This window comes from Pauljensenia sp. OF14-1SRA, assembly GCF_027694595.1.
In the GTDB taxonomy this organism is placed as follows: Bacteria; Actinomycetota; Actinomycetes; order Actinomycetales; family Actinomycetaceae; genus Pauljensenia; species Pauljensenia turicensis_B.
On the sequence record NZ_JAQEVQ010000021.1, the window covers coordinates 1 to 14880 of the forward strand.

General features: G+C 58.2%; 15 protein-coding genes and 1 tRNA gene. 9 read left to right on the forward strand and 7 right to left on the reverse strand.

Annotated features, from left to right (window positions below):
* Positions 1–115: 115 nt before the first annotated feature.
* From PG731_RS08580 to PG731_RS08590, 3 genes are all read right to left on the reverse strand, one after another.
* A tRNA-Pro gene (locus PG731_RS08580) sits at positions 116–189 on the reverse strand.
* Positions 190–344: 155 nt separating this feature from the next.
* Positions 345–1379: a metallophosphoesterase gene (locus tag PG731_RS08585; protein WP_270773386.1), complete on the reverse strand. Its 1035-nt coding sequence runs from the start codon at positions 1377–1379 to the stop codon at positions 345–347.
* 9 nt (positions 1380–1388) lie between these two features.
* On the reverse strand, positions 1389–3515 hold the full coding sequence (locus PG731_RS08590; RefSeq protein ID WP_270773388.1) for a transglycosylase domain-containing protein: 2127 nt from the start codon (positions 3513–3515) through the stop codon (positions 1389–1391).
* Between the two features lie 160 nt (positions 3516–3675).
* Between PG731_RS08590 and PG731_RS08595 the strand changes: the two genes are divergently transcribed.
* Complete coding sequence (locus PG731_RS08595) at positions 3676–4011, forward strand: WhiB family transcriptional regulator (protein WP_101628756.1); 336 nt, start codon at positions 3676–3678, stop codon at positions 4009–4011.
* A gap of 90 nt (positions 4012–4101) precedes the next feature.
* Entirely contained in the window at positions 4102–4263 is a 162-nt protein-coding gene (locus PG731_RS08600; RefSeq protein WP_006680451.1) for a DUF4177 domain-containing protein, read from the forward strand.
* A 133-nt stretch (positions 4264–4396) separates the two neighbouring features.
* Here the strand turns inward: PG731_RS08600 and PG731_RS08605 are convergent, their stop codons facing one another.
* The 3 genes from PG731_RS08605 to PG731_RS08615 all read right to left on the reverse strand — a co-directional run bounded on the left by PG731_RS08605 (position 4397) and on the right by PG731_RS08615 (position 7582).
* A complete protein-coding gene (locus PG731_RS08605; RefSeq protein WP_040318335.1) occupies positions 4397–5080 on the reverse strand; it encodes a Crp/Fnr family transcriptional regulator in 684 nt (227 codons plus the stop codon).
* 347 nt (positions 5081–5427) lie between these two features.
* Positions 5428–6570, reverse strand: coding sequence for a hypothetical protein (locus PG731_RS08610; protein WP_270773389.1), 1143 nt, complete (start codon positions 6568–6570; stop codon positions 5428–5430).
* A gap of 55 nt (positions 6571–6625) precedes the next feature.
* Entirely contained in the window at positions 6626–7582 is a 957-nt protein-coding gene (locus tag PG731_RS08615) for a hypothetical protein (RefSeq protein ID WP_270773390.1), read from the reverse strand.
* Positions 7583–7648: 66 nt separating this feature from the next.
* Between PG731_RS08615 and PG731_RS08620 the strand changes: the two genes are divergently transcribed.
* Complete coding sequence (locus tag PG731_RS08620; protein ID WP_195225088.1) at positions 7649–8512, forward strand: hypothetical protein; 864 nt, start codon at positions 7649–7651, stop codon at positions 8510–8512.
* A 96-nt stretch (positions 8513–8608) separates the two neighbouring features.
* Here the strand turns inward: PG731_RS08620 and PG731_RS08625 are convergent, their stop codons facing one another.
* The gene (locus PG731_RS08625) at positions 8609–9409 is read right to left on the reverse strand and encodes an HAD family hydrolase (RefSeq protein ID WP_270773391.1); all 801 of its coding nucleotides are present in this window, start codon (positions 9407–9409) and stop codon (positions 8609–8611) included.
* Between the two features lie 231 nt (positions 9410–9640).
* Between PG731_RS08625 and PG731_RS08630 the strand changes: the two genes are divergently transcribed.
* The 6 genes from PG731_RS08630 (at position 9641) to PG731_RS08655 (ending at position 14569) form a co-directional block, all read left to right on the forward strand.
* Positions 9641–10678, forward strand: coding sequence for a hypothetical protein (locus PG731_RS08630; protein ID WP_270773392.1), 1038 nt, complete (start codon positions 9641–9643; stop codon positions 10676–10678).
* Positions 10678–11973: a TadA family conjugal transfer-associated ATPase gene (locus PG731_RS08635; RefSeq protein ID WP_270773393.1), complete on the forward strand. Its 1296-nt coding sequence runs from the start codon at positions 10678–10680 to the stop codon at positions 11971–11973. Before PG731_RS08630 ends, PG731_RS08635 begins: the two co-directional genes overlap by 1 nt.
* Positions 11970–13214, forward strand: coding sequence for a type II secretion system F family protein (locus tag PG731_RS08640; RefSeq protein WP_270773394.1), 1245 nt, complete (start codon positions 11970–11972; stop codon positions 13212–13214). Before PG731_RS08635 ends, PG731_RS08640 begins: the two co-directional genes overlap by 4 nt.
* 163 nt (positions 13215–13377) lie before the next feature.
* Complete coding sequence (locus PG731_RS08645; RefSeq protein WP_103632943.1) at positions 13378–13623, forward strand: DUF4244 domain-containing protein; 246 nt, start codon at positions 13378–13380, stop codon at positions 13621–13623.
* Between the two features lie 212 nt (positions 13624–13835).
* On the forward strand, positions 13836–14165 hold the full coding sequence (locus PG731_RS08650; protein ID WP_270773395.1) for a hypothetical protein: 330 nt from the start codon (positions 13836–13838) through the stop codon (positions 14163–14165).
* 41 nt (positions 14166–14206) lie between these two features.
* The gene (locus PG731_RS08655; RefSeq protein WP_270773396.1) at positions 14207–14569 is read left to right on the forward strand and encodes an Rv3654c family TadE-like protein; all 363 of its coding nucleotides are present in this window, start codon (positions 14207–14209) and stop codon (positions 14567–14569) included.
* The last annotated feature ends 311 nt before the right edge of the window (positions 14570–14880 follow it).

The following is a 14880-nucleotide window of genomic DNA, read 5'->3' on the forward strand; positions in this document are numbered from 1 at the left end:
AAAGCCGAAAGGTCGGGCTCAGACCAACTCTTTTTGTCCTTTAACCCTAAGTTCTCCGTCGCCAAAAAATGAAAAAGCCTCCGACACCTTGCAGTGCCGGAGGATCTCACACGAGTCGGGGTGGCGGGATTTGAACCCACGACCTCTTCGTCCCGAACGAAGCGCGCTACCAAACTGCGCCACACCCCGTGCGACTGTTTGAGTATAGCGAGTCAAAGTCTCAGATGACAAAACGGAAAGCCTCGTAGAGCCTGCCGAATAAGTCACAGTGCTCGATCCGAGCGCTCAGCCTAAATGCGCGGCAATCATTCGCGGTAGCGCTATCCGAACGGGCTACGTGAACGCTATGCGATTGAAAGAAGAGTGGCCTCGGGGCGTGTTGCGATACGAACCTGCGCGTAGCGCGACGTCCCCAGTCCGGCACTGACATTGACGAAGGACTGGTGCGTGCCATATCGCCACGAGTGCAGCCCCTTCGCGTATTTCCGTGGGACGTCGCAGTTCGTCACGATCGCTCCAAAGCCAGGAAGTCCAATCTGACCGCCGTGCGTATGACCGGCGAAGATAAGGTCGGCTCCAGCGTCCGTCATGGCGTTCAAAACGCGCGTATATGGAGCGTGCGTGAGTCCGATACGCAGGTTCTGCTGGTCCGCCCACGAATCCAACGGGATGGGAAGTCGATCGCGGTTGAGGTGCGCGTCGTCGGTCCCGATAAAGCTGAGCGTTTGGGAAGTGTGCGCGGCCTCGTGAATAGAAGGCGAAGAAGCGTCAGGTGCGATGGTCGACGAAGACGAGACGTGCGCAACCGGTGCTAAGACAACGGGAATCGAAAGCGTATCTGCGCGGTTATTCAGGTTCGTCCAGCCGGCTTCGTGGAAGGCGGAAGTCAGCTCAGTCCACGGCAGGTTCGGCGTTGTTCGCGCCTTTCGAGGGTGTCCGCCGACAAGGTAGCGTGCCCAGCTCTTCGGCATCTGCGAATAGTAGTCATTCGAGCCGAGCACGTAGGCGCCGGGGTAGTCCAGCAGTGGTGTGTAGGCGCGCATCAGGGGGACGAGGCCGTCCACACTAGAAAAGTTATCGCCGGTAGAGACGACGAAATCAATGTGGTTTGTGGCCGTAACTTTGCTGAGGAAATCCTCGATGAAGTTTTGGCCGGGAAACATGTGCAGGTCAGAGACGTGAAGGATTGTCAGTGGCTGGATATTGCGCGATGGATCCAAGGTGACGTGGACGTGTCGTAATGTCGGCCAGCGTCGTTCAAACGAGCCCCAGGCGAGCGCTGACGCCCCTGCCAACCCCATGCCGAGGGTCGTGTAGCCGACGCCCTTAAACGCGCTCCCAGCGATGTTGAGGGCAGTTGTGTGCACGCCGTACGTCATGGGTCTGCCTTATTCGGAGTCTTCCTCTTCGTACTGTTCGGTTGCCTGAGCTGCTGGCTGCTGAGTACGAGGCTGCGGGGCGGGGGAACCGATGCTGACCATCGGCATGGGCTCGATCGGAGTGCCCGCCAAAACAGCTGACATGTAGGGTGCCCAGATGGTGCGACCAACGAAGGTCTCACCGTAAAGCTGGGCGTAGTAGACGCCGTTGATGGTCACGTCTTGAACGGGCTGGGTTGAAGCGTTCGCGTGGCCAACCCATGCCGAGGTGGCCAGAGAGGGGGTGAAACCGCTCATCCACGTGTTCGAGTTGTTATCCGTTGTACCCGACTTGCCGGCGAACTGACGGCCGTCAGCGATGTGTGTGGACGTGTAGTACCGGCCCACGGCCTGCGTCAACGTCGTTGCCGTCTGCTGGGCGGCGGTTTCGGGGATGACCTGGCTACATTCGGGCGTGTATTCCTTCAGCGTGTTCTCGTCGCGGTCGGTGACCGACAGGATCGCGTTCGGCTTGCAGTAGTTACCGCTGTTCGCGATCGCAGCGAAAGCGCCGGCAACTTCAAGCGGGTTTGTTGACGAGGTGCCCAAGATGTTTGCCGGGAAGGGGTCGGCGACCTCGCCGTTCTGGGTTACGCCAAGATCGTAGGCGGTCTGGAAGATCTGGCAGAAGTCGACGCGCGATGCCATGTTCACGAATGCTTGGTTAACCGACAAGCCGGTTGCGCGAATGACGTTCATTGCGCCGTCCTTGCCGGGAAGGTCGACGACGTTGTAGGCGCCGGTGTTGATCGCTTGATCGCCACAGTGGAAGGCGTTCGAACCGTAGTAGCGGTTTGCTGAACCAACGGTTTCGTAGGCGCTGTGGCCTTCCTTGAACCATTGCAACAGGGTGAAGATCTTGTAGGTCGAACCGACCTGGAACTGGCCATTGGCGGCGTAGTTTGCCATGGTCTGGCCGGCTTCAACACCGTAGTTGGTGTTCTGGCTCATCACTAGGATGTGTCCGGTGCTGGGCTCAACGGACACCAGTGCGGTATCAACGTCGGAGGCGTCATCGACGGGGATCGCGCTGGTCAGTGAGTTCCAAGCGATCGCTTGCTTCGTCGGATCAAGCGTGGTGCGGATCGTGATGCCCGCGGTCTTCAGCATGTGTTCGCGCTTCGCGGACGTATCGCCGTAGGTGTCATCGGCAAGGAATTGTGACAGGACGTAGTCGCAGAAGTATGCGGAGGAGCCCGATGCGCCGGAGCAACCTTCGGCGGAGACGTTCGGGTTCAGCATGTCTTCAATGGCGGTGGCGACGCCTGCGTCGTATTCCTCTTGCGTGATGACTTCCTGGTCAAGCATCAAGCCAAGAACAAGGTCGCGACGTTCTTTTGCTGCTTCAGGGTAGGACAGAGGATTGTATTCAACGGGAGACTGGACCAAGCCTGCGAGCATTGCTGCTTCGAGGTAGTTGATTTCAGAGGCGCTCTTGGAGAAGTAGCGCTGCGATGCAGCTTCGACACCGTAGGTGATGGGGCCGAAGGGCGCGATATTTAGGTAACCGGTGAGGACCTGATCTTTGTCCAGCTTCCGTTCAAGGGCGAGAGCGTATTTGATCTCGCGGAGCTTGCGGGCTGCGGTCTGTTCGGTTGCCGCGTTGACCTGTTCAGCGTCGCCTTCCAAGTAGCCCTTTTCAAGGAGGGCGTTTCGAACGTACTGCTGCGTAATGGTGGATGCGCCCTGGGTGCCGGTTTCGGCCAGGTTATTGACGAATGCGCGGGCGATGCCGGTTGCGTCAACGCCGTCGTGTTCGTAGAAGCGCTTGTCTTCGACTGCGACGATGGCTTGCTTCATGATGTCGGCGATGTTTGCCGAGGGGACGACGATGCGCTGTTTGTCGTAGAAGCGTGCAATCACTGCGCCTGTTGAATCGAGCATGTGCGATTCTTCTGCGGGCTCGACGACTTCAATTTCGCTGGGGAGGTCGTTGAAAACTTCCGGCATCGACTTTGTTGCGAGCGCGAGAGATCCGGTGAGCGGGACGAGCATGCCTGCCCCGAGCACGCCGATGAGTGCTGACGTGGACACGAATGCCACGAGCAGCGCGACGAGCTGTGCGGGCCGGATAAGGCGCGAGTGATTATGCGACATAGGTTAAGAATACGTGTTGGTGAGCGCTCCGCAGTGAGTAGACGCCTCTTTTTGTGTGACTCTCTGCCAAGGCGAGACGTCTTCGGTTTGTTAATTACTGTGGATGTGTGTATCGTCACAGGTGAAAGCTCATAGGCGAGCGATTTGGAAGTGCATATTCATGACCACCATTGACCAGGATCAGAGTTGGGTAGCAAAGGCGCTGTGTGCAAACTCTGAACCTGATGCTTCATTTGTTCAAGGCGCTGCGCAGCGCCAGGTACGCCTGCGTTGTTTGCAGTGCGAGGTCCGTTTGGAATGTCTTGCTGACGCCCTGCAGTCCGAAGCCAATTTTGGCGTGTGGGGTGGGTTGACAGAGCGTGAGCGTCGCGCGATGCTTCGCCACTACACGACCGTTGAGAATTGGCGGGTCTGGCTGGAGTCTTCCCCGGATCCGCTGGCTGCTGAAATTCGTGCAGCGAAGGTTCCGCGAGTTCTTGCGCACGTTCGCGGGTGAACGTCAGTTTCGTTTGATGCCACTGATTGACGAGGCCACGACGCCACGCCGTCGTGGAAGGTGTGGCAGTGAAGAACGTAGGATTGAGCCATGACTAAATGGGAATATGCAACGATTCCGTTGCTTACGCATGCCACGAAAGCAATTCTTGACCAGTGGGGTTCTGACGGGTGGGAGCTCGTTCAGGTGATCCCCGGTCCGACCGGTTCAGAGAATCTGGTTGCCTACTTGAAGCGACCGATCGAGGACTGAGCTGTGATGGCCTGATCGGTTGGCGTTTCACTGACGGATTAACAGACTGAATACGACTGGGGGCTCGGAACGAAAGTTCCGAGCCCCCAGTTGCGTCTAATGAAGGATAAACCCTGAGGGTTACCCTGTCAGATCAGCGTGCGCGACGTGCCAGGCGGTCAACGTCGAGCAGGGTCACTGCGCGACCTTCCAGGCGGATCCAGCCACGGGAGACGAAGTCGGCGAGCGACTTGTTCACGGTTTCGCGCGAAGCGCCAACCAGCTGAGCAAGCTCTTCCTGGGTCAGGTCGTGAGGAACGTGAACGCCCTTGTCGGATGCAGTGCCGAAGCGATCTGCCAGATCCAGCAGAGCCTTTGCCACGCGACCGGGAACGTCGGAGAAGACTAGGTCGGACAGGGACTCGTTGGTGCGACGCAGACGCTGGGCGAGTGCCTTCAGCATGTGCTTTGCCAGGGTCGGGTTCGTGTCGAGGATTTCCATGAGGTCTTCGTGGTCCAGGTGGAGTAGCGAAACCGGGGAAACGGCGGTTGCGGTGGTGGAACGCGGGCCTGGATCGAACAGGGTCAGTTCACCAATGATTTCACCGGGGCCGAGGACTGCAAGCAGGGACTCGCGGCCATCGTTTGACGTGTGACCGAGCTTCACCTTGCCTTCGGTGATGATGTAGAGGCGATCGCCAAGGTCGCCCTCGTCGAAGAGAGTCTCGCCACGACGCAGGGTCGTGTGGCCCATCTTCTGTTGCAGGGAAATCTGCTGGGAATCATCGAGGCCGCCGAACAGCGGGACTTGGCTGATGAAGTTACCGTCACCAATCATGTGGCGGGGCTCCTTTCTGCTCGTGGCCTCGTGGGTAACGAGGTCGAAACCATTATCTGAGCACTCGTGTGCCATAGAACATACGAGACTGATATACACCACACAGTATGCCCTGTTGACCGTTACTAGGTGAAGAAACCGTGTGGACACGCCGAAAACGCGCATATAACCGCCAAATCTGCGAGCGTTTGTGCGTTGATCCCAACGAGCAGGCGATCTGTTTTATTCCTCGATCGTCTTTGTTTAATCACTGTTCATCTGTGCTTATTGCGCATAGTCTGGGCATAAAAACGCCGGTGGGTGCACGCAAAAGCGCGCACCCACCGGGGAGAGCGTGATCAGGATCTTCAGCGCAGGCCAGCGGCCTTTTCTGCCTTGCGACGTGCGCGCGCAGTGTAGTGAGCGCTGGTCGGGTTCACCTTTTCGACCTCGGAACGCAGGACCTCTTCGGCGCGACCGGTGCGACGGACTCGGTGGGACAGGATGCCAATGAAGATCATGGCAATACCCATCAGAAGGAATCGACCGGAATAACCGGCAAGCTGGACGTGGTGCGTGAAGTTTGCGCCCACCGTGTTCCAGTTGTACAGCCATGTCAAAACCGGCTTGCTGTATTCGGCGGTCATGGCCGGAACAACCAGCCACGGCAGACCGATGATCGTGGTAATCACACCGGAGAACCAGGGGCCAAGCGAGGACTTGCACGCAGCGATCAGCAGAGCAACGCCGATCACAATTGCAACCAGAAGCTCACCCAGTGCCAGCGTCGACACAAGAGGAGTGTCGGGTGTCGGAGCGCCCGTCATCGCATTCGTCATGCGCGAGCCAGCATCCGCGGCCAGATACCAGGCGATCGGTGCCAGGATGAAGAACGAGAGCAGGGAACCCCAGTGGGCTCCGGCGCGCGACGGCATTTCTGCTGTCAGGGTTGCGCCTTCAAAGATCGAATCATCAAGCGAAGTTGGAGTCGTCGCAACGAAAGGCTGCTCCGGTTCGGTCGTTTCAACGGCCTCTTCGCGGGGCTTCCACGTGGTTTCAGCTTCTTCCTCGACCTCTTCAAGCGGAGTGGCCGTCATAAAGGAACGACGCTGAACGGTTGATGCTTCAACTGAAGCGGGAGTCGCGGGGGTCGCGTCGGTAGCGGGAGTGTCAACACGATTCGCCATCACGTCGCGCGGAGTCGGAGTCGGATCCGAAACCGGGTCGATGACGATCGCAGGATTTTCGTCCGTCATCACGGGGATGGTGGTCGTGTGCGGGGTCAGAATCACGGGCTCAATCTGGCCGGTCTGAACAACAGACGATTCGCCGATAATGTCGTCCGCGCTTGAGATTTCACCCGGAAGGTCAACCTCTTCGCCGGTCAGCGGAAGTGCTGCGCTATTGGTAGCTTCACCTTCGGCCATCATCGGTTCATCGCTGAAGTATTCGGATGTTTCGGGTGCGACGAAGTCATCGTCCTTGGGTGGTGTGAAATCCTGATCAGACATGGTGCTCCTCCTGCTTGTAGGTACACACTATCGAGAAAAATGCCGGACTTTCGGCTTATTTATCCGCTAGGCGCGTTTCGTCACCATTGTTTTGGTCACGCTGTGTATCAAGCTGGGTGGCCTCGTCCCCCACGCTGACCCGCTGTCGTGCCAAGTAGATGCCCATTGTGGAGGCGCCCAACAGACACCCCAGGGACGCAATGACGGGAGACGCAAGCGCCAGCTGAGTCGTCACCGAGGGCCCCGGAGTGACCACGGAACCCGTGATCGACGACCAGAGCGGAACCAACATGTACGTGGGAACCACCATGATCAGCCACGCGCCAGCCTGCGGGCCGGTCAACGAAAAACGTGCGACCAGAGCAGTTAAACCCAAGAGAATCGCGGCGATGATCGTTTCGAGAGCGTGCGTTCCCATCGCCGGCTCCAGTGCGGACAGTCCGTTCGCGCTCACCGCGCTGGTGTCATTCGGTGCCGCTAAGACAAAGAGCGCCGACGCAATCAGCGTTGCGGGGATCGACAACGAGGCCACCCACGTGTGCCGATGCCCTGTAATTGCAGGATAGGGAACCAGAGAATTGATTTTGACTGCCGGGTAGCGCGCATACGTCAGTGCAACCGCGGCACATCCGGTGATTAGAGTGACCGACAGGGGGTAGAGGCTCCATAGGACCGACGAACGCATATCCGGCAGATCAAAAATCGTCGACTGCAAGAGTGGAACGCGCAGGTAACCGGCTGCTTGACTCAGCCCAATCGGAATTGAAAGCGCGGACGTCACGTACATTCCGGCGGGCGACTCCTCGCAGTTCAGTGACACCAAGGCCAAGATAATCGTCGCCAACGCGACACCGATCAAACCTTCGACCGAAGCCAGTGGCAGACCAACGGCGGCTTGCGCCTGTAAATCAGCCATCGACGACCCCATGAAGATCAGGGCGACGGGCGCAAAAACAAGGGCATATACGCCACTGCGCACGTGCTCAGAACGCGAGGTCGGACGAAGATTCATGCCTCAAGTATGTCGCACATCCGGGCGTATACCCGCCCAGTGGCCACCGGTTAGTAGTCTGAAGAAGTGACTATCGATTCCCTTGTTGACCCCACGCTTGCCGTCATTACCGGTGCGAGTGCCCGCGAAGAAGTACGTCTGGCCTGCGACGACACCGTGAAGGTGTTCACCACGTTGCGCTTCCACGAGGGACTGCGTCGCGGTTGGGAAGAAGCTCGCGCCGAAGCGTCAGTCCGTGAGGCAACAGCGATTGCGATCATGTGTGGCGCCAGAACAAATGTTGACGACATGCGTATCGCCTCAATGAACGACGCGCCTCGGTCTGCTGTCAGCGATGAACGCACCGCGTCGGGTGCCACCCGCGATCCGGCAATGGACTTGGCACTGGGGATTTGGAGGTCCCAAGCGAACCTCAGGGCAGGTTTTGACCCTTTAAACGCTCGAGTTCCCACCCGAAAAACCCCTCGGCCACTTCCGGCCCTGATCGCGGGACTCCACCGAGATGCCTGTTCCGGCCTCGTCGAATCGGGAAGACTCGATGTTGGGCACGTAGCAATTCCGCACGATGCCGCTGCGCTCGCATATGCGATGAGGTTGATCAACGGGCAATTACCGGCGCTTGTGAAAGCAGCCTGCCTGGTTGCGCACTTCCGGTTTCGCACCGTCTTTGATCCAGCATCCAGCGCGGTCGGGTATGGGCTTGCGCGATGGCTTCTGGTCACCCAAGGAGTTGAACCCACGGGCGTCGCAGTGATTTCAGCCTTCGATGCTGAGAACCAAGCGGAAGCCTCGCGCGCGCTCGGCGGTTGGGTGGGCGCCAGCGAGGAAAGTGTTGCCAGGTGGCTTGTCCATTCGATGCGCGCGTTCACATACGGCGCGAAGATCGGCGCTGACATTGCTTTCCACGTCCAAGCTGGCAGGCTCAGCTAGATCGCAAGGCTCGTCAAGTAACAGGTAGGTCCGACAGTAGGCGATTCAAAAGGCGACTTAGCCCAGAAACTCGCAGGTGACAAGTTGCCCCAGTAGCTAGGCGCGCTTTGCTGTCACATACCCTACGGCGGCCACGCCAATCGCCACACCCGCGCCGATCATGGCGAGCGTGCGACGCGACGGCGTGGGAATCGTTCGGTGAACAGCTGCGGTCGAAGTGAAACGCATGATCTCCCACCCGTTCTTCACGGCTGCCTCACGCAAGCCCTTGTCAGGGTTGACGGCGATCGGGTGGCCGACGGCAGACAGCAGAGGAATATCGGAAACAGAATCGGAGTACGCCCAGCATTCATTCATATTCCATCCGCGTTTGGCGGCAAGCTCTTCGCAGGCCGCCGCCTTGTTCGCCGCCTGATTGTAGTGGAGCACGGTGCCCGTGTACTCACCGTCGTCATTCACTTCAGCGATCGAGCCGAGGCAGGCGTCAGCACCCAGCATCTTGCCAATCGGGCGGACGATTTCAATGACAGATGCGGACGCAACAACAACGGGTCGCATCTGGTCATGGTGGAACTGGATTTCTTCGAGTGCCTGCGTGAAACACACCGGGTCAATCGCGTGACCGAGAGAGGATTCAACGGTTGCTTCAAGAAGGGAAGCATTCATGCCTTTAGCCAGGTCACCGATCGCTTCAGCCATCTTGTCCATCCGCTTTTCATCTGCGCCTTTGAGCAGGTAGGGAAGGTGGACGAGGACGGACATGGCGGCAGCTCGGCGCGACAGGAGGCCGGCGTCAACGAAGGAGCTCTGAAGAGCAATCGAGGACGACGTGGCAAGGATCGTCTTATCAAGATCAAAGAAGGCAGCTGAATTGCGCTGAAGCGGGGGTTGAATCATCACGTGCTCCTTGCCACTTGAGTGTCAGCGGGACGGGTTGGAGTCGGCACTGACGTATTTGGTGGAATTTCGAGGCTTGTGACCCCACTTATCCACAGGTCGATTGGTATCAGATTAGTCTTCCACAATTTCACTCCGCTCACGTGGAATCTGCCTGGTCGCAGTGCAAGAGTGCGTCCAACGAGTCGAGTCTTTTCAGTGGGGCTCGGCGGGTGTGTTGGAGGAAACGCGATGGGTAAACGCAATACTTTCGTCTGGAGTGCTCGGCGTAGACTGGACAGGTTCGGGACGGTGAAGCCAGAGTGTGCGCCCGGCACTGCGCGTCTGATTCTCGACGGTCTTACCCGCAACGATGAGCGCTTCGTGCGTCGCATGATTGCGCGCGAGCACGTGGACATCCATGTGGGTGATGCGCACTCGTGGGTCGAGGACGCAGACGAACGAGGCCGGACACCTTACTCTTCGCCTCTTCTTGTTATTGCCGGACCGTACGCGATTGGCAGACTGGGAAGCACCCGCATCGAAGTAGGAGCTCACGGCCAATTCCGCCTTCCTGAAGACGAGGACCTTCTTCGCGCCATCCTTCGTGAACACGCTGGACAAGCGCGCAAAGAAACGGAAGCTACAGCACTGTCTTCGACGCATCCACCCCGCCCATGCATCTGCGTTGCTGGGTGGAACGGAGGAGCCGGAACCAGCTCGATTGCGCACCAACTCGCGCGTGAGCGCGGCCTCGTACTCATTGACGCAAGCGGACACGCACCAGCCCCATCGTGCGCAGACCTACCGGAGAGTCGTGGCGTGCGATGGGCGGATCTGGCGTACGGGGAAGTAGCGTACTCACCCGAACTTGCCCGCACCCTGCCCATCGTTCAAGGCGTCAGCGTGTTAGCGGGGGATGGGCTTGGGGTCGCTACGCCACTGGACTCTCGCTTAGGCGCAGTCATTTCAAGTCTGGACGAAGCCGGACACGGGTGCGTAGTTGACTGTGGGCGGTGGGATGAGAGGTCGGCCACCTGCGTGGGTGCACATGCGAGCGCACTCGTATTGATCGGACGAGCAGACCAGAAGGGTGCCACCCAGTGCGCGTGCTCGCTGACGTTGTGGCCACTTCAGTCTTGCCTGCCCTGCGTACTGCTGACTACGACGGGGAATAGTGGGAACATCCGCGCGCTGACTAACGCCCCGGTCTTGACGCTCAAGCGAGCAATACAGGCGCACTGTCGTCGCCTGTTCCACGAGCTTGGAATCGGTGAGGGTGAGCTCTGATGTTCTTCACGCCCCACGCACCCGAAAGCGCGCCTCGTCAGAAAGCTCAGAATCCACCCGAAGACGGATGGCGACTGAGCCGTCAAGAAATTGAAGAGCGAACACTCCGGCACCTGGCAACACACGGCGACCTCGAAAAAGCCGTCGCAGAAAGCGCTCGTCCCGGCGCGGGCGTCGACGAAATGCGACATCTTCAAGAAAGAATCCGAACTCTCGCGCAGGGAACCGGGCCGGAAGTCGCCCGCCTACTGGCAATCAACGGAGTCACAGACGTGCTCATCAACTCCACTCACGCGTGGATCGACCGCGGTTTTGGGTTGGAAGAACGCGAGTTCTCACATTCAACGGACACACAAACACGCGCCCTCGCTGTACACATGGCGGCCGCCTGCGGGAAACGTCTTGACGATGCCAGTCCCATCGTTGACGGAACACTCGAAGGAGGAATCCGACTCCACGCCGTCCTTCCTGCCCCCAGCGCATCCGGAACACTCATCTCGCTGAGAACCCCGCGCGCTCGCGGGATGGGACTGAGTGAAATGGAGGAGTGTGGGTCGGTTGCTCCCGTTGTGGCTCAGGTGCTTCGCGCATTGTGTGCTCGTCGTGCCAACGTTCTGATTTCCGGGGCAACCGGCAGTGGAAAAACGACGCTCCTTTCAGCCCTGCTGTCGCTTGTCCCTAACGACGAGCGAATCGTTTGTATCGAAGAAATACCGGAACTCCACCCGGATCACGCTCACGCTGTATCCCTTGTCGAACGGCACCCGAATGTGCAGGGCAAGGGTGGGATCAGTCTGTCGGAGCTTGTGCGAGCAGCCATGCGAATGAGGCCCGACCGTCTGATTCTTGGTGAATGTCGCGGTCCGGAAGTTCGCGACGTCATGCTCGCGTTCAACACTGGGCACGACGGAGGATGGGCCACCCTGCACGCAAACTCTGCCGAGGATGTTCCCGCCCGCTTACATGCGCTGGGAGGCCTTGCGGGACTTAGTGATTCTGCGGTTATTAACCAATCGGTCGCAGCGTTTGATGCGGTCATTCATATGCGTCGCAGTGCCATAAAACCCCAAGTTTCTCAGCCGTCTGACGGAGCAGAGCCACACACTGATGCATCTGGCGTGGAACAGGCTCATCTACCTGGGCGATGGGTCGGGCAAATCGGCATATTGAAACGTCAGGGCGGTGAGCTCGTGTGTGAGCTTGCGCTTGAGGTGAGCCAAGACGGGACAGCCCATTTCGGTAGCGCCTGGCCCGACATACAGCGCCTGTGCGGGCTGGACGGCGGTACGCCATGATCAGCCTTGTTGCCTGCTGCGTCGCAGTCACTACCTGGATTCTTCTTGAGTATGCGCAGGTCAGACATGAAAAGAACCTGGTGAAAGCGTGGGGCAAAACAGTCGGAATCAAGAAGTCATCGCACGATCGTAACAATGCTGGACGTCGCAGCGTCTCTTCTGTGCCGGGTAGTTCGGCTCGGCGCCACCGAACCCCTCCGTGGCGTTCGCCGTTCACACAGCTCGATGGCGCGCGCCTTGCCCTTCTTGTCGCGGACGTGGCCGGCAGATTGCGCGGGGGTGCGCCGACCGGTGTTGCTTGGGAGACTTCGTGGAAACGGTTCATTCCCGATGTGGCGTTCGCTGGGATTGACGAAGTAGGGACGCCCCGGGTCTTGACGGACATCATCGGCTTGAAAAGCATCGGGCACCGTATTCCCCGTTCTCTGAAGGAAGCGAGTCTTGGGAGGTGGATACGTTCCATTCAGGGTAGTGGGGTTATTCATGCCTCAAAGGCGCTGGATTCAGCCTGCCGTTTAAGCGGAACAACGGGCGCTCCACTGGCGCATATCCTCGATGCGGTTGCTGATGGTTTAGAAGATGCGGAGGCCGTGGAAGAAGCTCGCCGGATCGCATCAGAAGGCTCCCGCATGTCAACGCGAATCCTGCTGGCAATGCCACTGATGGGAGTGATAGCAGCGCAAGCGTTGGGCGCTGAGCCCTTGAAACAGTTTGTTTCGGGCGGAATCGGAACTGTTCTGGCAATTGTAGGGTTCACGTGCATGGTCAGCGCCTACTTTCTGAGCCACTACCTGATGGGAAGGGCTCGCGGTAAAGAAGAAGCAATTGATCCTGCTCTTGCCTGCGATCTTGCGCGAGCTGTCCTTGAATCAGGTGCAGCAATCCCCAGCGTGATCGAATCGTTGGGGGAGGCGACCCGTGATAATCAGCTTGCCCGAATCGGGCGCGAACTACGGCTCGGAGTGTCATGGGAACGAGCTTGGGAAGAGAGGGCCACAGATCAGCTAGCGCTTGCTCTTCACTCGGCGTGGGTCGATGGGATCGCTCCAGACGACTTGCTGTCTCGCACTGCTCGCCAGATACGTGCTCGTCGTCTTGCAGAAGCGAGGACTCGCGCTGAAGCGCTCGGCGTGACGCTTGTTGTCCCCCTTGGGTCCCTGCTGTTACCAGCCTTCTTGGCGCTCGGGCTAGGGCCGATCATTGTTCATCTGATGGGCGATGGGATTATCGGACTTGGGTAAAGAGGCATGTTTTCGCCTCCATCACCCTGAGTTATTCACAGGCCAATCTCTGAGTCAGAACTTATCCACACAATCGCTTTCGTCCGTTCGCAAAGTTCGAGCAGACATTTGACTATTGAACTCCCGGAGAACATTCGGGGTCATCGGACAAAAGGAGAACATCATGTTAGACACGCTCACGACAAAGACGATCGAGGGGCAACTGGCGGTGCATGACGCCACGTCGGCGCTCGTCACGAAAGTCATGCCGAAGGGCAACCAGGACTTAGAAGAAGGCTCGACGACAGTCGAGTATGCAATCGGTGCGGTTGCCACTGCTGGATTGGCCGGACTTCTGATTGTCGTTTTGAAGTCCGGAGTCGTGAAAGGACTGCTTCAAAACATCATCACTCAGGCACTGTCATTGTGAGTACTGACATGGAAGTGGGGAGGGGCATATGCCCCTCCCCACGAGGAATCGAAAGGAAACCGCGTTGGCCTTGTCAGCGTCTGTGGAAACGAAGGCTCGAAAAGGTGCGATTCGCCTGGTGTGTGCGTGGAGATACGCATTTCAGGAACTTCCATGCTCGTGTAGCCGATGGGGCAAAACGGACACAGCGGAGTCGCGATGAAACAGGTTCAGTGACGGTCGAATTGGCAATCGGTTTTGTTACCATCGCATTGATGCTGGCACTGGTGTTAGGTGTTGCCTCCACAGTGTTGGCGCGTCAGAGCTTGTGCCATTCGGCAAGTGAAGCAGCGCGTGCCGCGATGATGGGAGTAGCGAATCCAACCCAAGTTGGAGCTACAGCATTGGGCTCTCTTGCCCACAAAGGGGCAAGTGTTTCAGTTGTCGAAAACGGTGAGTGGGTTGAAGCTCGCGCCACGTATTCAGGGCATGCGATTTCAGGACTGACCATTGGCGACAACACGTGCACGATCAAAGCCAAAAAGGACTCGTTGGTGCCATGAGAGCGTGCACTACACCGCCTCATCGGGAATCTCGTAGACGGGTGGTGGAAAAGGAAGAGGGATCGGGCACGATCCTCGTTACCGCTATCTGTGCGTTGGCGCTGATCTGCCTGCTGGTCATTGTGTTCGCTGGTGCACTCTATTCGGCGAAAGCTCGTCTGGATGCGATCGCGGACCTTGGAGCGCTCGCGGGCGCGGATGCGTCGGCGACTGCGCAGTGGGAAGACGTGGGGTCCAGACCGTGTGAGCTGGCGGGCGACGTGGTGGCTCGTAACGATGCGGATCTCGAGAGTTGCGAAGTGGTCGAGTCGGATACCCGAATTGTTGTCAGACAGTCGGTTGTTGTCATGAATATTCCGGTGACGCTTCGTTCCCGCGCCCGTGCTGGGCCCGTGAACGAGTGAGGTGAATGTGAGACCTGATGTTTGAAGGGAGAAAAATCCCAGAGAACTTTAAGGAAGACTCAATGGTTTCCCAAGGAGAGCTCGCTACTGTAGTAGGCATCAAGAGGAAAGCAGATACGAAGGAATTGGACGCTTCGTAACTGACGGAAAGGGCGCTATTCGAAGACTTGACTGTGTTGATGGGATACCACAAGGGGCTAAGCCGTAAGGCTTAGCCCCTTGTGGTATCTAAGCTACCTTGTTTATGTGTTGTAGGGCTAATGCGGGTTATAGGACATTTGGTGTTGTTTTTGATCCGGGTTTTCGTTGGT

Excerpts from the sequence above, each read along its gene's own strand:
- PG731_RS08585 (WP_270773386.1), bottom strand. The coding sequence starts at position 1,379 with ATGACGTACGGCGTGCACACAACTGCCCTCAACATCGCTGGGAGCGCG.
- PG731_RS08590 (WP_270773388.1), bottom strand. The coding sequence starts at position 3,515 with ATGTCGCATAATCACTCGCGCCTTATCCGGCCCGCACAGCTCGTCGCG.
- PG731_RS08595 (WP_101628756.1), top strand. The coding sequence starts at position 3,676 with ATGACCACCATTGACCAGGATCAGAGTTGGGTAGCAAAGGCGCTGTGT.
- PG731_RS08600 (WP_006680451.1), top strand. The coding sequence starts at position 4,102 with ATGACTAAATGGGAATATGCAACGATTCCGTTGCTTACGCATGCCACG.
- PG731_RS08605 (WP_040318335.1), bottom strand. The coding sequence starts at position 5,080 with ATGATTGGTGACGGTAACTTCATCAGCCAAGTCCCGCTGTTCGGCGGC.
- PG731_RS08610 (WP_270773389.1), bottom strand. The coding sequence starts at position 6,570 with ATGTCTGATCAGGATTTCACACCACCCAAGGACGATGACTTCGTCGCA.
- PG731_RS08615 (WP_270773390.1), bottom strand. The coding sequence starts at position 7,582 with ATGAATCTTCGTCCGACCTCGCGTTCTGAGCACGTGCGCAGTGGCGTA.
- PG731_RS08625 (WP_270773391.1), bottom strand. The coding sequence starts at position 9,409 with ATGATTCAACCCCCGCTTCAGCGCAATTCAGCTGCCTTCTTTGATCTT.
- PG731_RS08630 (WP_270773392.1), top strand. The coding sequence starts at position 9,641 with ATGGGTAAACGCAATACTTTCGTCTGGAGTGCTCGGCGTAGACTGGAC.
- PG731_RS08635 (WP_270773393.1), top strand. The coding sequence starts at position 10,678 with ATGTTCTTCACGCCCCACGCACCCGAAAGCGCGCCTCGTCAGAAAGCT.
- PG731_RS08640 (WP_270773394.1), top strand. The coding sequence starts at position 11,970 with ATGATCAGCCTTGTTGCCTGCTGCGTCGCAGTCACTACCTGGATTCTT.
- PG731_RS08645 (WP_103632943.1), top strand. The coding sequence starts at position 13,378 with ATGTTAGACACGCTCACGACAAAGACGATCGAGGGGCAACTGGCGGTG.